The sequence below is a fragment of the Streptomyces sp. NPDC054975 genome, assembly GCF_053609105.1.
On the sequence record NZ_JBSGWV010000018.1, the window covers coordinates 95,099 to 112,472 of the forward strand.

General features: G+C 72.5%; 12 protein-coding genes. 6 read left to right on the plus strand and 6 right to left on the minus strand.

Annotated features, from left to right (window positions below):
• Positions 1–22 precede the first annotated feature (22 nt).
• From ACWF79_RS18470 to ACWF79_RS18480, 3 genes are all read right to left on the minus strand, one after another.
• The gene (locus tag ACWF79_RS18470; RefSeq protein WP_453729150.1) at positions 23–1,822 is read right to left on the minus strand and encodes an LCP family glycopolymer transferase; all 1,800 of its coding nucleotides are present in this window, start codon (positions 1,820–1,822) and stop codon (positions 23–25) included.
• 245 nt (positions 1,823–2,067) lie between these two features.
• Positions 2,068–3,252 carry an LCP family glycopolymer transferase gene (locus tag ACWF79_RS18475; protein ID WP_453729151.1) on the minus strand — a complete coding sequence of 395 codons (1,185 nt, stop codon included), beginning with the start codon at positions 3,250–3,252 and terminating at the stop codon, positions 2,068–2,070.
• Between the two features lie 193 nt (positions 3,253–3,445).
• Positions 3,446–4,198, minus strand: coding sequence for a TIGR03089 family protein (locus ACWF79_RS18480; RefSeq protein ID WP_453729152.1), 753 nt, complete (start codon positions 4,196–4,198; stop codon positions 3,446–3,448).
• Positions 4,199–4,334: 136 nt separating this feature from the next.
• Between ACWF79_RS18480 and ACWF79_RS18485 the strand changes: the two genes are divergently transcribed.
• From ACWF79_RS18485 to ACWF79_RS18495, 3 genes are all read left to right on the plus strand, one after another.
• Positions 4,335–5,927, plus strand: coding sequence for a peptidoglycan recognition protein family protein (locus ACWF79_RS18485; protein ID WP_453729153.1), 1,593 nt, complete (start codon positions 4,335–4,337; stop codon positions 5,925–5,927).
• A gap of 112 nt (positions 5,928–6,039) precedes the next feature.
• Positions 6,040–7,122, plus strand: coding sequence for a sugar phosphate nucleotidyltransferase (locus ACWF79_RS18490; RefSeq protein WP_453729154.1), 1,083 nt, complete (start codon positions 6,040–6,042; stop codon positions 7,120–7,122).
• Between the two features lie 31 nt (positions 7,123–7,153).
• Positions 7,154–8,173, plus strand: coding sequence for a DNA-3-methyladenine glycosylase family protein (locus ACWF79_RS18495; protein WP_453729155.1), 1,020 nt, complete (start codon positions 7,154–7,156; stop codon positions 8,171–8,173).
• Position 8,174: 1 nt separating this feature from the next.
• Here the strand turns inward: ACWF79_RS18495 and ACWF79_RS18500 are convergent, their stop codons facing one another.
• The 3 genes from ACWF79_RS18500 to ACWF79_RS18510 are packed head-to-tail and all read right to left on the minus strand — an operon-like array spanning position 8,175 to position 10,976.
• On the minus strand, positions 8,175–9,485 hold the full coding sequence (locus ACWF79_RS18500) for a coenzyme F420-0:L-glutamate ligase (RefSeq protein WP_453729156.1): 1,311 nt from the start codon (positions 9,483–9,485) through the stop codon (positions 8,175–8,177).
• Positions 9,482–10,438: a 2-phospho-L-lactate transferase gene (gene cofD, locus ACWF79_RS18505; protein ID WP_453729157.1), complete on the minus strand. Its 957-nt coding sequence runs from the start codon at positions 10,436–10,438 to the stop codon at positions 9,482–9,484. Before cofD ends, ACWF79_RS18500 begins: the two co-directional genes overlap by 4 nt.
• 13 nt (positions 10,439–10,451) lie before the next feature.
• Entirely contained in the window at positions 10,452–10,976 is a 525-nt protein-coding gene (locus tag ACWF79_RS18510) for a cysteine dioxygenase (RefSeq protein ID WP_453729158.1), read from the minus strand.
• Between the two features lie 675 nt (positions 10,977–11,651).
• Between ACWF79_RS18510 and ACWF79_RS18515 the strand changes: the two genes are divergently transcribed.
• The 3 genes from ACWF79_RS18515 (at position 11,652) to ACWF79_RS18525 (ending at position 17,373) form a co-directional block, all read left to right on the plus strand.
• Positions 11,652–11,915 carry a WhiB family transcriptional regulator gene (locus tag ACWF79_RS18515; RefSeq protein WP_015033978.1) on the plus strand — a complete coding sequence of 88 codons (264 nt, stop codon included), beginning with the start codon at positions 11,652–11,654 and terminating at the stop codon, positions 11,913–11,915.
• A gap of 230 nt (positions 11,916–12,145) precedes the next feature.
• Complete coding sequence (locus ACWF79_RS18520; protein WP_453729159.1) at positions 12,146–15,862, plus strand: glycosyltransferase; 3,717 nt, start codon at positions 12,146–12,148, stop codon at positions 15,860–15,862.
• Positions 15,859–17,373, plus strand: a complete 1,515-nt coding sequence (locus tag ACWF79_RS18525) for a DUF5719 family protein (RefSeq protein ID WP_453729160.1) — start codon at positions 15,859–15,861, stop codon at positions 17,371–17,373. The genes ACWF79_RS18520 and ACWF79_RS18525 overlap by 4 nt, the downstream gene beginning before the upstream one ends.
• The last annotated feature ends 1 nt before the right edge of the window (position 17,374 follow it).

The window sequence follows — 17,374 nt, forward strand, 5'->3', positions numbered from 1 at the left end:
ACCGACGCCCGGTGTTTCCGGGTCACTCGGCGCACACCTTCTTGTCTGCGGTCTGAGCACCCTCCGGCGCCTTTGCCGGACCGGTGATGGGCACCCCCGCGCCCTTGAAGTCGGAACCGAGGATCAGCGTCATGGGTGCGAGCGCCTCGGCGTCCTGCGTGCCCGGCTTGAGCGCCGTGGCGGGCAGACCCATCAGGTCGGCCAGTTTGCGGGCCTGAGCGGCCTGGTTCGGAGCGTAGGTGAGCGTGGTCTTCGCCGCCTTCTCCGGGGCGTTGCTCTTGTTCGTCGACCGGGTGACGCCCTGCTCGTTCTGGAGCCAGTCCAGCGTCTTCTGCGCCGCGCCCGTGATGCCGCTGCCGTTGTAGACGTCGACGCGCACCTCGCGCGCGGTGGACCGCGCGCCCTTCAACAGGGCGGACTGGGCGTTCTTGGCGTCCTGCTGCTGCTTCTTCACCTCGGTGAGGGAGGTGTCGGACTTCAGCATCGCGAAGAGCTGCGGCGCCTTCGTCGGGTCGGGCACGACCGTCGCCTTGACCTTCTCGGCCGGGTTGTCGATGACCGGAAGCGTCGTGAACGTGATGTTCTTCGTGTCGATCTTGGCGAGTTCCTCGGCGAGCGACTTCAGCTTCGAGATGCTTCCTATGCCCGAGTCGACGGTCAGCGCGTTGGTGGCCGCCTCGGCGAGGTCGAGCAGCTTGGACGGGCTGGTCAGGGTCTCGTCCGACTTCATCTGCCGGATCATGGAGCTGAGGAACTGCTGCTGGATCTTGATCCGGTCGAGGTCGCTCTCGTTGCCGAAGCTGTGCCGGGTCCGGACGAAGGCGAGGGCCTGCTCGCCCTGGATGACCGACTCGCCCGCGGGCAGGTCGAGCTTGGAGTCCTTGTCCTTGACCGGCTTGGCCAGACAGACCTTCACGCCGCCGACGGCCGTCGTCATCTCCTTGACGGCGTTGAAGTCGGCCATCATGAAGTGGTCGACGGTCAGCCCGGTGAGCTCCTTGACCGTGCGCATCGTGCAGCCGGGGTCACGGTCGGACTGGCCCAGACTGATGTTGAAACGCTGGTCCGGCTGGGCCGGGATGGTCTTGATGGTGCCGTCCGGCATCTTCGTCTGGCACTCGGGGATGTCCGTCTTCAGGTCGCGCGGGATGGACATCGCCGTGGCGTTCGTCCGGTCCTTGGAGACGTGGAAGAGGATCGTGGTGTCGGCGTGGCCGGGGCTGTTCTTGTCGCCGTAGCCCTGGTTGCCGTCGCCGGTCCGCTTGTCCGTGCCGATCAGCAGGATGTTGACGGCCTGGTCCTTCTTGAAGCCCGAGCTGCCGGAGCCGACCACGTCGATCTTGTTGATGTTCCCGTCGAGGTGGTCGTAGAGCGCGTACACGCCCACACCGCCCACCAGGAGCACGAACGCCATCGCCCCGCCGGTCCACAGCAGGGCCTTCTTCTTGCGGGACTTCGGGGGCTTGCGCTTGCGCCGGCCCGGCTGCGGCGGGCCTCCGGCCGGGCCCTCGGGGGCGCGGCGGCGGCGCTGGCCGGGGACTGGGGGTCCCCCCACGCCTCCAGGCGTAGGGGGAGCCTCGGTCGGCGTGCCGGTCGTACGCGAACGCCGGCCGGAGCGGGACCCCTGGCCCTCGGCGGTTCTCGGGCCCGGCGTGGTGGCGCCGCGCGGGCGGGACTGCGACGGAGCACGGTGCTGCGACGGCGACGGGGACTGCCCAGCGGAGTGGTTCAGTCGCAGTTCGTAGTTGCCTGTCTGCGGGTTGAGGACCCACTGGTCGGCGGGGTCGATCTCATCCGCCTGTCCACGGCTGTGCGCGTCCACGGTTACTTGAATCCTCCGTCGGTGCCACGCGAGGCGCCTCCCCCGGCTGGCGCTCGGTCGTTCGATCCGTTGAGTGCGCGACACGAGGTCGGAAGCACCGGATCGCGTCACACTATCCGCCCAGTTCAGCGTGGGGCGACGTCCGTGACAAATTCCACGCCCCTTACAACTGGGCAATTTGCCCAAACCCCTTCCGGCATCGCCCTCCCCCCGGTCTCCTTGGACTCCCCTTTACTCACCCGCCCCTAGGTGCACGCACCCTCCGCCGCGTTGCGCCCCGTGAAGGTGGGCGTCGGCGCCGGACTCGGGGAGCCCGCGTCGTCCGGTTTTCCGTCGTTCTCCGTGCTCACGGCGCTCTCGCTCGCGCCCGGAGAGGGTGAGGCCGTGGAGCCCGGAGTCACGATGACGGGCTTGTCCTCGCGTAGCCGCAGGAAGAGTTGGCTCGCTTCAGGTTGTACGAGTTCGTCCCGATTCGCGTTGTACGAGTACGGCCGTCGCGGCACCGTGAGGAACTGCACCTTCTCCGTGGGGACCGACCGCATCGACCGCGCCAGGTCGTACAGGTCCCGCAGCGAGTCGAGGCCCGGGTCGGTCGTGATCGACTTCGTCGCCGCGTCCAGGACCGGATACAGCCGGGTCGGATTCAGCAGCACGCCGTTGCTCTGCACCTTGTTGACCAGCGCGCCCAGGAACTGCTGCTGGCGGTCCATGCGTTCCGTGTCGCTGCCGTTGCCGAGCGTCTTGCGGGCCCGTACGAACCCCAGCGCCTGCTCGCCGTGGAGCGTCTGGCGCCCCGCCGGCAGCTTCAGCTTGGCGTCCTCGTCGTCGATCGGCTCCTTGAGGCAGATCTCCACCCCGTCCACCGCGTCGACCATCTTCTTGAAGCCCCGGAAGTCGATCACCATGTGGTGGTCGATCCGGATCGCGGTCAGCCGCTCGACGGTTCGGATCGTGCACGCCGTGCCGCCGATCTCGAAGGCCGAGTTGAACTGGGCGAACTGCTCCCCGGTCCGGGTCCCGTCCGACCCCTTGCAACTGGGCATGTTCACCATCAGGTCGCGTGGAATCGACACGGCCGTCGCACTCGACCGCCTCGCCGCGATGTGCAGCAGGATCGTGGTGTCCGAGCGCTCGGTGCCCCTGTCCTTCCCGTACTTGGTGTTACCGGCCCCGGATCGCGTGTCCGAACCGATGAGCAGGATGTTCTGCGCGCCCATCGCGCCCGCCGTGGGCCGCTCCTTCTCGTACTTGAGCAGTTCGGCGGCGGCGTCGGTGTCGGTGGTGATGTTGCTGTCGAGCTTGCGGTAGAGCCACCAGCCGACACCCGCCCCGGCGAGGACGACGACCGAGACCCCGAGAGCCGTCCAGCGCAGCCAACGACGCTTGCGCGGGTCCTCCGGTTCGGCGGGCGTGCCGGCAGTGTCCGTCACGTCTGGGTCCATCCTTCACGGCGTCGGCGTCGGCGGCGCGCCCGGGAGCCGCCGTTCGAAGAGTGGGACGGCCGAACCGGACACATGGTTGTGCGGGAGGGGGTGCGTACCCGCCGATCATGTACCGGAGTTGACGCGCGGACCCGGGGGCTCGGCGAGTCGGTGCGCCATACGGGTGGACCTCAGCCGGTTGTCATACGGCGGTCGCGGTGACGCGCTCGCTCTCCACCCGCTTGTCGAGCGCCTCGGGCGCCAGCTGGTCCAGGTTCCGGCACAGGACGACGGACGCGCCCGTCGCCAGCGGCGCGTAAAGCCCGGCCGACAGGCCGTCCCAGGTGCCGTACGGACGCCCGGACAGCAGCCGCGCCCCAGGAGTCAGGCCGAGGGCCTCGGCGTCCGCGCGCGCCCGATCGACGAGCTGGGCGCCCGTCAGTTCCGTACCGTCGACGAGGAGTGCGGGCGCGTCCGCGTCCACGGGGACGAACGGGGCGAACCGGTCACCCTGGCTCGGCACCTCCACCGCGTAGTCCGCGTACCCGGCGGGCGCGGCGGGGAAGCGGCGGCCCAGCGGGGCGAGGGAGAGCGCGATCCGGTCTCCGGAGCAGGCGAGCCCGGCGTCGAGGGTGTCCGGTCCGGCGACGACGTAGTCGGCGCCCGCCGGGTCGCCACCGACCTCGGCGACCACGCCGACCGAGGAACAGGCCAGCAGCCAGACAGCGGTCTGCCAGTGCGCGGGCAGCAGCAGCGCGAGCCGGTCGCCGGGCGAGGCGGACAGTTCGCCCTGGAGGAGATTGGCCGTCTTGGCCACCCAATTGGCGAAGGTGGCCACGGACAATTCGACGCGTTCACCGGTGGCGTCGTCGTAGAAGGTGACCAAGGGGCGGGCGGGGTCCGCGGCGAGCGCGGATCGCAGCAGGTCGGCGGGGGTACGGTCGCTGGCGTTCACGCGGGCAAGCGTACGCGGGGCGGGGTGCGGGGACCCGCCGTACCGGTGACGCCGTCCTCCGGTCGGACCGACGAGCCGTCAGTTTCCGGACGGATTCCGCCGAGCGGAACTGCCGCGGGGTACGGACGATCCCTACATGCGTGCCTACCTCGCCACCTCGATCGCCGTCACGTGCGCGGCGGCGCTCGCCCTGCCGTTGTCCCTCGCGACCCCGGCGGCGGCGTCGATCCGGCCGACTGCGTCCGACGCGCCGGGCGCCGCACGGGCGGAACCCGCCGCGCAACCGAACGCGGACGCCGCCGCGCGCCCCGACGCGGAGCCGACCGCGCGCCCGGCCGCGGAACCCGCCGCGCGCCCCGATGCGGACGTCGCCGCGCCACCGGACGCGGATCCCGCCGCGCCACCGAACGCGGACGCCGCAACGCGACCGGACGCGGATCCCGCCGCGCCACCGAACGCGGACGCCGCAACGCGACCGGACGCGGATGTCGCCGGGTCCACCCAGTCCCTTCCCCTCGCCCCCCTCGGGGACGGCCGGCGGGCCGTCGGCGTGCCCGGTGCCGCCGGGGCGGCGCAGGGGCTGACGCGACGGGACGTCAGACCCTTCTCCCTCGTCGGGGTCGTCTGGGACGACGCCCGAGCGCACCTGCACGGCACGGTCCAGGTCCGCACCCGGGCGGCCGGGACCCCCGACTGGTCGCCGTGGCAGGACCTGGAGGTCCACAACGACGAGCACGGGGCCGATCCCGGCACCGCGGAGGCCGCGTCGGGAGCGGTCCGCGGGGCCACCGCGCCGCTGTGGGTCGGCGACTCGGACGGCGTGGAGGTCCGCGTACAGCCGGAGCAGGTCGGCGACCAGCCGCAGGTTCCGGGGGACCGCTCGGCGCCCTCCGCCGAACCGCTGCCGACGGGCCTCCGCCTCGAACTGGTCGACCCGGGCACGGAGCCCAGCGCCCAGGAGGCCCCCGGGACCCGTGCGGCACACGGGGCGTCGGCGGCTCACGGGGCGTCGGCGGCCCGCCGGGGCCCGACGGTCGAGGAGGCGGCGGCCTTCTCCGTGAACGCGCAGCTCGCCCCGGTCGGTACGGCCGCGATCCCGGCGGCCGCCGCGGCGAAGCCGTACATCGGGCCGCGCCCGAAGATCATCACGCGCAAGGGCTGGGGCGCGGACGAGAAGCTGCGCGAGAAGGGCTTCGTCTACACCAAGTCGATCAAGGCGGCCTTCGTCCATCACAGCGCGACCGGCAACAACTACACCTGCAAGCAGGCGCCCTCCGTCCTCCGCAGTATCTACCGCTACCACACCCAGTCCAGCGGCTGGCGTGACTTCGGCTACAACTTCGCCGTCGACAAGTGCGGAAACATCTACGAAGGCCGCGCCGGGGGAGTGGCCAAGCCGGTCCTGGGGGCCCACACGCTCGGTTTCAACACCAACAGCATGGGCATCGCCGTCCTCGGCACCTACAGTTCGACGAATCCGCCCGCCGCCGCGACGACCGCGATCGCACGGCTGACCGCGTGGAAGCTGGGGCTGCACGGGGGAAATCCGAAGGGGAAGGCGACGCTCGTCTCCGGCGGTGGAAACCGGTACAAGAAGGGTACGAAGGTCAAGTTCAACGCCATCGCCGGACACCGTGACGGTTACGCCACGGCCTGCCCCGGAGCCCGCCTCTACGGGAAGCTCGGCACCACCCGGACCGCCTCGGCGAAGTACCAGGGGCGGCCGTGATGCGGTTGGCGGTCCGACCATCTGCATAAACTGACCGGTCACATCGCCCGGACGAGTGAAACGAGCCGGACGGGCGACGAGACCGGCCCCGGACAGGAAGCAGAGACGACAGGTGACAGAAGCGATCCTTCTGGTCGGTGGCAAGGGCACACGGCTGCGGCCCCTGACGGTGAACACGCCGAAGCCGATGGTCCCGGCGGCGGGCGTCCCGTTCCTGACACACCAGCTGGCGAGGGCCAGGGCGGCAGGCGTCGAGCATGTGGTCCTCGCCACCTCCTACCTGGCGGAGGTCTTCGAACCGCACTTCGGGGACGGCTCGTCGCTGGGGCTCAGCCTGGAGTACGTCACCGAGGAGGAGCCGCTCGGCACCGGCGGCGCGATCCGCAACGTCGCCTCGCGTCTGCACTCGGGCCCGGACGACCCGGTGCTCGTCTTCAACGGCGACATCCTGACCGGCCTGGACATCCGGGCGCTGGTCGCCACGCACGACGCCTCGGGCGCGGACGTCTCGCTGCACCTGACCCGGGTCGAGGACCCGAGGGCGTTCGGCCTGGTCCCGACGGACCCGACGGGCCGGGTCACGGCGTTCCTGGAGAAGCCGCAGACGCCGGAGGAGATCGTCACCGACCAGATCAACGCGGGGGCGTACGTCTTCCGCCGCTCGGTCATCGACACGATCCCCACGGGCCGCCCGGTCTCGGTGGAACGGGAGACGTTCCCCGAACTGCTCGCCTCGGGCGCCCACCTCCAGGGCCTGGTGGACTCGACGTACTGGCTCGATCTCGGGACCCCGCAGGCCTTCGTCCGTGGCTCCGCCGACCTGGTCCTCGGCCACGCCCCGTCCCCGGCGGTCCCGGGCCGCTGCGGCGACCGGCTGGTCCTGCCGACGGCTCGCGTGGCTCCGGACGCCAAGCTCACGGGCGGCACGGTCGTGGGCGCGGGCGCGGAGGTCGGCGAGGGTGCCCGCATCACGGGCTCGACGCTCCACGCGGGCGCGGTGGTCGAACCGGGCGCGGTGATCACGGACTCCCTGATCGGCGCGGGCGCCCGCATCGGCGCCCGTACGGTCCTCACGGGCGCGGTCATCGGCGACGGCGCGCACGTGGGCGCGGACAACGAACTCCGCGACGGCATCCGCATCTGGTGCGACACCACCCTCCCCGCGGGCGCAATCCGCTTCTCCTCGGACCAGTAGCCCCGCACCCGCCCCCGCTACGCTCATACACATGGCCGGCCGCTTCGCACCCCATACGCCCACCACCCGCACCACCACGCGCGGCGGCCACATCCCCGTACCCGCCTCCCGGGCAGCCGGCACCACGCCCGCCCTCGGAGCGACCCGCCGCTGGACGCCCGACGCCCCGACCGACCTGGGCCTCACTCTCGGCCCCCTCCGCCGGGGCGCCGGCGACCCCACGATCCGTACGACCCCCGACGGCTCCGTCTGGCGCGCCAGCCGCACCCCGGACGGCCCCGGCACGCTCCGCGTCGCCCTCCGTCAGGCCACCGCGGAGGTCGAGGCCGAGGCCTGGGGCCCGGGAGCGCAGTGGCTGCTCGACCGCCTTCCCCAACTCCTCGGCGCCGACGACGACCCCGCCGCCTTCGTCCCCCGCCACCGGCTCCTCGCCGCGACGCACCGCAGCCGCCCCGGCCTCCGGCTGGCCCGCACGGGTCTGGTGATGGAGTCCCTGATCCCCTCGATCCTGGAGCAGAAGGTCACCACGGACGAGGCCTACCGCGCCTGGCGCCTGCTCGTACGAAAGTACGGCGAGCCCGCCCCCGGCAGCCCTACGGAACTCCGCCTCCACGTGATGCCCGACGCGAGGACCTGGTCCCTGATCCCGTCCTGGGAATGGCACCGAGCCGGCGTCGACAACAAGCGCGCCGCCACGATCCTGCGCGTCGCCAAGGTCGCCCGGCGCATGGAGGAAGCCGCGGCCATGGAACCCGAACAGGCCCAGCAGCGGCTGGAGTTGATCCCTGGCGTCGGCCCCTGGACCTCGGCCGAGACGGTCCAGCGCAGCAACGGCGCCCCGGACGCGGTGTCCGTCGGCGACTACCACCTGCCGAGCATCGTCGGCTACGCCCTCGCCGGCGACCGCACCACCGACGACGCGGCCATGCTCGAACTCCTCGCCCCGTACGCGGGCCAACGTCACCGCGCCGCCCGCCTGATCCTCCTCAGCGGCCGAACCCCACCGCGCAGGGCGCCGCGCATGACGCCGGGAAACATCGCGGCACTCTAGGTCACCGGACCTCGATGAACCGCCCCGCCTGCCGCGCCGGCCGTTCCTTCGGCGGCGACGCCGCGTGGCCGACCGCGACCGCGCCCATCGGGTCCCAGTCCTCCGGGAGCCCGAGGACCTCCCGTACGACGTCACGGCAGAACATCGTCGAGGAGACCCACGCCGACCCCAGCCGCTCGCCCGCGAGCGCCACCAGGAAGTTCTGGACGCCCGCGCCCGCCGCCACGACGAACATCTCGCGCTCGGCGGCGTCCCGGCGCGGGTCGCCGTAGTGGTGCGAGCCGTCCATCACGAGACACGGCACCACCAGGTACGGCGCGTTCCGCAGCACGTCACCGCGGCGCACCCGCTTGGCGACGGACTCCTCCGACTTGCCGTCGCGTCGCAGGTCGGCGATCCACGCGTCCCGCATCGCGTCCAGCAGCCGCACCCGTGAGGCCTCCGACTCCAGGAGCACGAACCGCCACGGTGTCGTGTGGTGCGGCGCCGGGGCGGTGACGGCGGCGGCGACCGCCCTCCGTACCGCGCCGGGGTCGACGGGCTCGTCGGTGAACTCCCGGACGGTACGCCGCAGGGTCACCGCCTCCCGTACCGCCTCCGACGTCCCGAGCCGGAACATGTCGTCGGCCGCGCCGCGCACCAGCGCCCGGGCGCCCTCCTCGACGGAACCGTCCACGACGTGCGGCAGACCGCGCACGACGGCGACCGGAAGGCCGTTCGCCTTGCCCTTCACGAGATCACCGGCAGCGGCCAGCTCGTCCGCCGTCGCGACGACCGTCGCGCTGAGCGGGTTGCCGTACGCGTCCGTCCCGCCGCGCAGATCGTCGAGTACGCGCACTCCGGCCGCGCCGATGGCCACGTCGGTCAGGCCCGTGCGCCAGGGGCGCCCGAAGGTGTCCGTGACGACGACACCGACGTCGACGCCGAGGGCGTCCCGCAGCCCTTCCCGTATCGCGCGCGCCGAGGCGTCCGGGTCGGCGGGCAGCAACAGGACCGTCCCGGCGGGGGTGTTGGAGGCGTCGACGCCTGCGGCGGCCATCACGAGACCCTGGCGGTTCTCGACGATCCGCAGCGTGCCGCGCCGGGCCACGACCCGTACCGTCTCGGCGTCGATCGCCTCCTCGCGGTCGTCGGCGGCGACCACCCGCCCCTCGGCCTTGCTGACGATCTTGGAGGTGACGAGCAGGACGTCCCCGTCCTCGAGCCCGGGGGAGGCGGAGGCGATCAGCTTGGCGAGGTCGTCCCCGCTCTTCACCTCGGGCAACCCCCCGAGCGCCCACACCCGGTACCCGCCGCCCGCAGGACCCGTCATCCCCGGACCTCCTCCGCCAGCGTCAGCGCCTCGCGCGCCATCGCCGCCGTCGCGTCCAGGTCCGTCATCATCAGCGGCACCGCCCTGCAGCGGATCCCCGCCGACTCGACCTCCTCCACCACGCCCGCGTCGACCGTGTCGACCAGCCAGCCGTCGAGCAGCCCCGAGCCGTAGTGCCGCGCCACCGCCGAGGCCGTGGACTCCACGCCCACCGCCGCGAGGACCTTGTCCGCCATGCCCCGGACCGGTGCGTCGCCGACGATGGGGGAGAGGCCGACCACCGGCACGTCCGCCGAGGCGATCGCCTCACGGATGCCCGGCACGGACAGGATCGTGCCGATCGAGACGACGGGGTTGGACGGCGGGAAGAGGATGACGTCCGCCTCCGCGATCGCCTCCAGGACACCCGGCGCCGGCTTCGACGCCTCCGCGCCGACCGCCACCACGGCCTGGGCGTCCACCGACGCCCGCAGTCGCACCCAGTACTCCTGGAAGTGCACCGCCCGCGACTCGCCGTCGATCTCCACGGCGACGTGCGTCTCGACGCGGTCGTCGGACATCGGCAGCAGCCGCACGCCCGGCTGCCAGCGGGCGCACAGCGCCTCGGTGACCGCGCTGAGCGGATAACCCGCGCCCAGCATCTGCGTACGGACGATGTGCGTCGCGAAGTCGCGGTCGCCGAGGCCGAACCACTCCGGCCCCACCCCGTACGCCGCGAGCTCCGCCTTCACCGTGAAGGACTCGTCCTCACGGCCCCAGCCCTGCTCCTCGTTGATGCCACCGCCGAGGGTGTACATCACCGTGTCGAGGTCCGGGCAGACCTTCAGCCCGAAGAGATGGATGTCGTCACCGGTGTTGCCGACGACCGTGATCTCCGCGTCCGGCGCGGCCTGCTTGAGGCCGCGAAGGAAACGGGCACCACCGATGCCACCGGCCAGAACCACAATGCGCATGTGGATCAGTCTGTCAGGCGTGTACGACACCGGGGGCGGCCGGGGCGTCCGGCACCGAGGCGCACTGCGCCTGCCGGGACTCGTGCATGGGCATCTCGGTGAGGCCCGGGTAGTACACGTGCAGGCTGACCGCCGGTTCGAGGGAGTCGTTGACGACCTCGTGGACGTAGCCGGGCGCGAAGACCCGCGTCGCGCCCCCGTCGAGCTTCCGTACGCCCCTCTCCGTACGCTCCGTCAGCTCGCCCTGGAGCACGGTCAGTACGCCGGAGGAAGCGCCGTGGTCGTGCAGCCCGCTGCCCTGGCCGGGTACCCAGGAGAGCAGCCAGACCTCGTATCCGGGTCCGGTGCGCAGCCGGTGGTACCAGCGGGTGGTGGCGTCGTACTCGACGTGCGGGGCCCACTGGGCGCGGTCGGCGGCGATGGAGCGGGCGAGGCCGACGAATTCGGCCACGGTGGCGGGGTGCTCGCGGGCGGGCTGCAGGAGGTGCGGGACCTCAAGGATGTCGCCGGCGATCTGAAGGTCGCTGTCGCTGTTCATGGGTGCGGTGGTTCCTCGGCAGTAACAGAAGTCGTGCAGGGGGGTCACACAGGAGTCGTGCAAGGGGTCACACGGGGCAACGCGGGAAACGCAGGAAACGCGGAAAGAAGGCGCTGGAGCTCGGGGCATCAACAGCTGCGACAGCAACAGCAACAGCGCGCCTGGACAGCGCGGCGGAACCCACGGGCGTGGGTCGCGGAGGGCGCTGAGGTCGCTGGCATGCCATCAAAGGTGACGGGAGGGCCACCCGACTGTCAACTCAATGCCCGTTTTGGGGCTAATGTTTCACCTCATCCGGTTACAGCGTCCGGAGAAAGGTTTGTGCAACCGCCGAGCGGGAGACATGGCGCAACATCCGTGCGGGTAAACGCGGCTGGGGTCCTGTGATCAGACTGTGATCCGGATCGCTTCCGTGGCTGGATCGCAACAAGATCCACGCCTCGGTCGTCTCTCTTCGTGAGAGCGCGCGGTGCGGCCAGGCCAGTGGCATGTGTCAGGTTTTTGGTGATTTGAACACTTTCCGCATAGCCTTGGTTCCGCAGAGTGAATACCGGGCCCAATAGCAGATTCCGGCTTGACTCGCACAGAGCACGAACTTGTAATTTCACTCGTGTCGTTCGGCCGGAATCGGTAACGGCAACATCACGGGGACGCGAAGACAGACGAGGGGCGCACATGACCGAGTTGTTCCAGGAACTGCTGGTCGAGGACGCGGACGAGGAACTCGGCTGGCAGGAGCGCGCGCTGTGCGCCCAGACCGATCCCGAGTCCTTCTTCCCCGAGAAGGGCGGCTCGACCCGCGAGGCCAAGAAGGTCTGTCTCGCCTGTGAGGTCCGCTCCGAATGCCTGGAGTACGCCCTGCAGAACGACGAACGATTCGGGATCTGGGGCGGTCTGTCCGAACGGGAACGCCGCCGCCTCAAGAAGGCCGCTGTCTGACCCGCTGTCCGACCCGACGCCCGATCAGGCCTCCGGCCCACCGCCGCCCCGACCGCGTCGGCACCCACCCGCCGAACCACGTCACACCCGTACACAACGAACGGTCCGCCCCCTGTGCTCTGTCCACAGGGGGCGGACCGTTTTCTTGACAGCCGTTAGTGTGGGGCCCCGTCCGAGACGCACCCACGCCCCCCGCGGGCGACCCCCCCGGCCGGAGGGCCCGTACCTCGATGTCCTCAACTCCTGAGTTTCCGCGACACGTCGTCACCGCCGTGCTCGTCGCCCACGACGGCGCCCGCTGGCTGCCGGACGCCCTCGCCGGGCTGCTCGCCCAGGAACGCCCCGTGCAGAACGTCGTCGCCGCCGACACCGGCAGCGCCGACGACTCCGCTCGGCTGCTCGCCGACGCGATCGGCGCCGACCGCGTGCTGCACCTGGCCCGCCGTACGGGCTTCGGCGCCGCCGTCGAGGAGGCGGCCCGCACCGCCCCCGTGCTCGGACCCGAGGAACTCACGTACCTGAAGCGCCCCAGCGGTTGGGACCCGGTCAGCAGGACCTGGAGCGACGAGGCGTACGACCTGCCCGAACTCCCGCACGGCGAGCCCGTGCAGTGGCTCTGGCTGCTCCACGACGACTGCGCCCCCGAGCCCGACGCCCTCGCCGAACTCCTCCGCGTCGCCGACGCCGACGCGTACGCCGCCGTCGTCGGCCCCAAGCTCCGCGGCTGGTACGACCGCAGGCAGCTGCTCGAAGCCGGCGTCTCCATCGCGCGCAGCGGCCGCCGCTGGACCGGCCTCGACCGCCGCGAACAGGACCAGGGCCAGCACGATCAGGTCCGCTCCGTCCTCTCCGTCTCCAGCGCCGGCATGCTCATCCGCCGCGACGTCTTCGAGGAGCTCGGCGGCTTCGACCGCCGCCTGCCCCTCATGCGCGACGACGTCGACCTCTGCTGGCGCGCGCACGCCGCCGGCCACAGCGTCCTCGTCGCCCCCGACGCCGTCCTGCGGCACGCCGAGGCCTCCGCCCGCGAACGCCGCACCGTCGACTGCGCGGGCCGCTCCGTCGCCAACCCGCACCGCGTCGACAAGGCCGGCGCCGTCTACACCCTCCTCGTCAACAGCCGCGGCGCCGCCCTGCCGTACGTACTGATCCGGCTGATCGTCGGCACGCTCCTGCGCACCCTTGCCTACCTCGTCGGCAAGGTCCCCGGCCAGGCCGTCGACGAGGTCATGGGCCTCTTCGCCACCCTGCTGCGCCCCGAGAAGATCCTCGCCGCCCGCAGGCGCCGCAAGAACCCCGCCGTCGCCGCGAGCGAACTCCGCCCGCTCTTCCCGCCGCCCGGCGCCACGATCCGTGCCACCGCCGAACAGGTCGTCGCGAACTTCGGCGGCTCCGACGCCGATTCCGGCGGCTCGCGCCACGGAGCCGTCGAATCCGGCCCCGGCGGCGACGACGCCGACTTCATGGAGGTCGAGCAGTTCGCCCGGCTGAAGAAGATCGCCCGCAAGCCCGGCCCCGTCCTCTTCGCCCTCCTCCTCGTCATCTCCGTGGTCGCCTGCCGAGGCCTGTTCGGCGGCGGCTCCCTCGCGGGCGGCGCCCTGCTGCCCGCCCCCGACACGGTCTCCGAGCTGTGGGGCCGGTACGCGGACAGCTGGCACGCCCTCGGCACCGGCGGCACCCAGACCGCACCGCCCTACCTCGCCGCCCTGGCCGCGCTCTCCGCGCTCTTCCTCGGCTCCACCTCCTTCGCGCTCACCGTGCTGCTCGTCTGCTCGGTCCCGCTGGCCGGCTTCACCGCCTACTTCGCCGCCCGTCCGATCGTCGAGTCCGCTCTGCTGCGCGCCTGGGGCGCCATCGCCTACGCCTTCCTGCCCGCGGCCACCGGCGCCCTCGCCACAGGCCGCCTCGGCACCGCCGTCCTCGCGATCCTGCTCCCGCTCATCGCCCGCGCCGCCGTCGCCGCCCACGGACTCACCGGCGGCACCGGCAGCGGGACCCGCGGCAGCTGGCGCGCCACCTGGGCGTACACCTTCCTGCTGACGTTCACGACGGCGTTCACGCCGATCGTCTGGCCGATCGCCGTCGTCCTCGGCCTCGCCGTGCTCGTCCTGCGCCGCGACGACATCGCCGCCTACGGTCTGCGCTTCCTCGCCACCGTCGGCACCCCGATCCTCGTCCTCGCCCCCTGGTCGCTCTCCCTGCTGACCAGCCCCACCGCCTTCCTGCGCGAGGCCGGACTCGACATCCGTACGGGCACGGCCTCCGCCCTCGACCTGCTCGGGATCAGCCCCGGCGGCCCGGGCACCACCGGCGGCCTCCTGCTCATCGGCATCGTCCTGGCCGCCCTGGCCGGACTGCTGCGCGAGGAGCGCCGCTTCGCCGTCCTCGCCGCCTGGACCGCCGCCCTCGTCGGCCTCCTCTTCGCCGCGCTCTCCAACGGCGCCGGCGGCACCGGCTGGGCCGGCCCCGCCACCCTCGTCTACGGCACGGCCCTGCTCGCCGCCGGCATGATCGGCGCCGAGTACGGACGTACCCGCGTCGCCGCCCACGGCTTCGGCTGGCGCCAGCCGGTCGCCGCGCTCATCGCGCTCGCCGCCGCACTCGGCCCGGTCGTGGCCGCCGTCGGCTGGATGATCGGCGGCGCCGACGGGCCGCTGACCCGGCGCGACCCGATCCAGGTCCCGGCGTTCGTCGCCGAGGAGAGCGACACCCGCGACCAGCCCCGCACCCTCGTCCTCGGCGGCACCTCGCCCGGCGAGGTCGCGTACACCCTGGTCCGCGGCTCCGGCGGCCGCCTCGGCGACGCCGAACTGGCCATGGCGGGCGGCGGCGACGCGCGCCTGGACAAGGTCGTCGCCCACCTCGTGGCCGGCTCCGGCGCCGACCAGACCGAAGAGCTCAGCGGCTTCGCGATCCGCTACGTCCTCGTACGGGACGGGGCGCCGCGCGAGATGAGCCGCGTCCTCGACGCCACGCCCGGCCTCAGCCGGCTCAGCCAGCTCGACGGCAGCGCGCTCTGGCGCGTCGACCGCGAGGTCGCCCGCGCGACGATCGTCCCCGCGACGAAGAGCGGCGGGACGACGGGCGAAGGGAAGCCCGCCGACACGGCCGCCGACGCGCCCGCCAAGCTGGTGACCGTCGCCGCCGGACCCGTCGAGGCGCACACCGAGGTCCCGGTGGGCCCGGCGGGCCGGATCCTGCGCATCGCCGACCGCGCCGACGAGGGCTGGACCGCCACCCTCGACGGCAAGGAGCTGGAGAAGACCACCGTCGACGGCTGGGCCCAGGGCTTCAAGCTCCCCGCCGACGGCGGCCGGCTCGACCTCACGTACGACCAGCCGCTCACCCACACGCTGTGGATCTGGACCCAGGTCGGCCTCGTCGTCGTCCTGCTCGTCCTCGCCCTGCCCGGGCGGCGCCGCGAGATCGACGACGACCTGCCGGAGGAGGAGGTCGTCATCCCCGCCCAGGCGATGGAGGGCGACGGCCGCCGGGCCCGCCGGCTGCGCGCGGCGGCGGAGGCCGAGGCGGTCGCCGAGGCCGCCGACGAGACCGGCGCGCAGGGCCAGGAGCCCGCGCCCGTTCCCGTACCGCAGGAGCAGGCGTACGCGGCCGAGGACTGGCAGCAGCAGGGCGAGCACCAGCAGCAGGGCCAGGACCAGCCGCAGGAGCAGTACGCCCAGCAGGGCTATTACGCGCAGCCCCAGCAGTACGCCGAGTACGGCACCGACCCGTACCAGCAGCAGTACGACCAGTACGAGCAGTACCAGCAGCAGGCCTACGACCCGCAGCAGCAACAGCAGGCGTACGAGCAGTACCCGCAGCAGGGCTACGACCAGCAGCAGGGCTACGACCAGCAGCAGGGCTACGAAGAGCCGCAGGCCTACGACCCGTACGCGTACGGCTACGAGACCGAGCAGCGTCCCGACGGGAGCAGCAACCAGTGAAGCGCCCCACCCTCTCCCTGATCGCGGTCGCCACCGCCCTCGCCGCCATCACCGGCTTCGCCGCCCTGACCGCGCCGGACGGCACCGCCCCGGTCTCGAACATCGCCACGGAGCCCATGCCGGTCGAGCGCTCCAGCCTGCTGTGCCCGGCGCCCAGCAGCTCCGAGTTGGCCGAGACGGACTACACCTCGTACACCCCGGTCGGTAAGAGCCCCGCCGCGAAGTCCGACACGGCCGCCAAGGCCGAGCTGAAGGCCGCCCCGACCGCCGCCACGCCCGGTGGCGGCACGGCGAAGAAGCCCGGCGCGGCCAAGGCCCCGGCGACGGTCACCGAGCCCGGCAAGCCGGTCGCCGCCGAGGCGAACGGGCCCACCGCCCCGGCCCTGACGGGTTCGGCCACCGGCAGCCTCGCCCCCGGCTGGACGGTCCAGCAGACCACCGTCGTCACGGCGGGCGGCGCACGCGGCCTCCTCGGCGTCACCTGCACCGCGCCCGACACGGACTTCTGGTTCCCGGCCGCCTCCACGGCCAAGGAGCGCCAGGACTACGTCCACCTCACCAACCCCGACGACACCGCCGCCGTCGCCGACATCGAGCTCTACGGCCCCGAGGGCGCGTTGAAGTCGCAGCTCACCGAGGGCATCCCGGTCCCCGCCCACTCCAGCGTCCCCGTCCTGCTCTCCACGCTCACCGACGAGGCCCCCACGGCCGACGTGACCGTCCACGTCACGACCCGCAGCGGCCGCGTCGGAGCGGTCATCGGCGCCGCCGACGACAAGCTCGGCAGCGACTGGCTCCCCGCCTCCGCCGACCCGGCCGGCACCGCCGTACTGCCCGGCATCCCGGCCGACGCGACCTCGGTGCGCCTCGTGGCGTACGCGCCCGGCGAGAACGACGCCGCGCTGAAGATCCAGCTGGTCAGCGAGACGGGCACCATCGTCCCGGCGAGCGCGCAGTCCCTGCACGTGAAGTCGGGCATGACCGCGGCCGTCGACCTCCCGGACCTCACCCGCGGCGAGACCGGTTCCCTGCTGCTCAGCCCCTCGGACCCGAAGAAGGCGACCCCGGTCGTGGCGGCGCTGCGCGTCACCCGGGGCAAGGGCGACAAGCAGGAGGTCGCGTTCATCCCGGCCACCGCCGCGATCGCCGCCCGCGCGACCGTCGCCGACAACCGCGCGGCCGGCTCGACGCTCTCGCTGACCGCGCCGGGCGAGGCGGCCGAGGTCAAGGTCACCGCCTCGGCCGGTACGGGGGGCGGCACGCCGGTCTCCAAGACCGTCACGGTCAAGGCGGGAACGACGACGAAGGTCACCGACCTGGTCCCGGCCGGCCTCAAGGGCTCCTACGCCGTGACGGTCGAACGGGTCTCCGGAGGCCCGGTCCACGCGTCCCGCACGCTGGCCGTCCCCGAGGACGGCATCCCGATGTTCACGGTCCAGACCCTGGTCGACGACCGAGGCATGGTCGCGGTGCCCACGGCGAAGCAGAACCTCTCGGTCCTGGACGACTGAC

Coding starts and splice junctions, on each gene's coding strand:
- ACWF79_RS18485 (WP_453729153.1), top strand. CDS start 4,335: ATGCGTGCCTACCTCGCCACCTCGATCGCCGTCACGTGCGCGGCGGCG.
- ACWF79_RS18495 (WP_453729155.1), top strand. CDS start 7,154: ATGGCCGGCCGCTTCGCACCCCATACGCCCACCACCCGCACCACCACG.
- ACWF79_RS18500 (WP_453729156.1), bottom strand. CDS start 9,485: ATGACGGGTCCTGCGGGCGGCGGGTACCGGGTGTGGGCGCTCGGGGGG.
- cofD (WP_453729157.1), bottom strand. CDS start 10,438: ATGCGCATTGTGGTTCTGGCCGGTGGCATCGGTGGTGCCCGTTTCCTT.
- ACWF79_RS18510 (WP_453729158.1), bottom strand. CDS start 10,976: ATGAACAGCGACAGCGACCTTCAGATCGCCGGCGACATCCTTGAGGTC.
- ACWF79_RS18515 (WP_015033978.1), top strand. CDS start 11,652: ATGACCGAGTTGTTCCAGGAACTGCTGGTCGAGGACGCGGACGAGGAA.
- ACWF79_RS18520 (WP_453729159.1), top strand. CDS start 12,146: ATGTCCTCAACTCCTGAGTTTCCGCGACACGTCGTCACCGCCGTGCTC.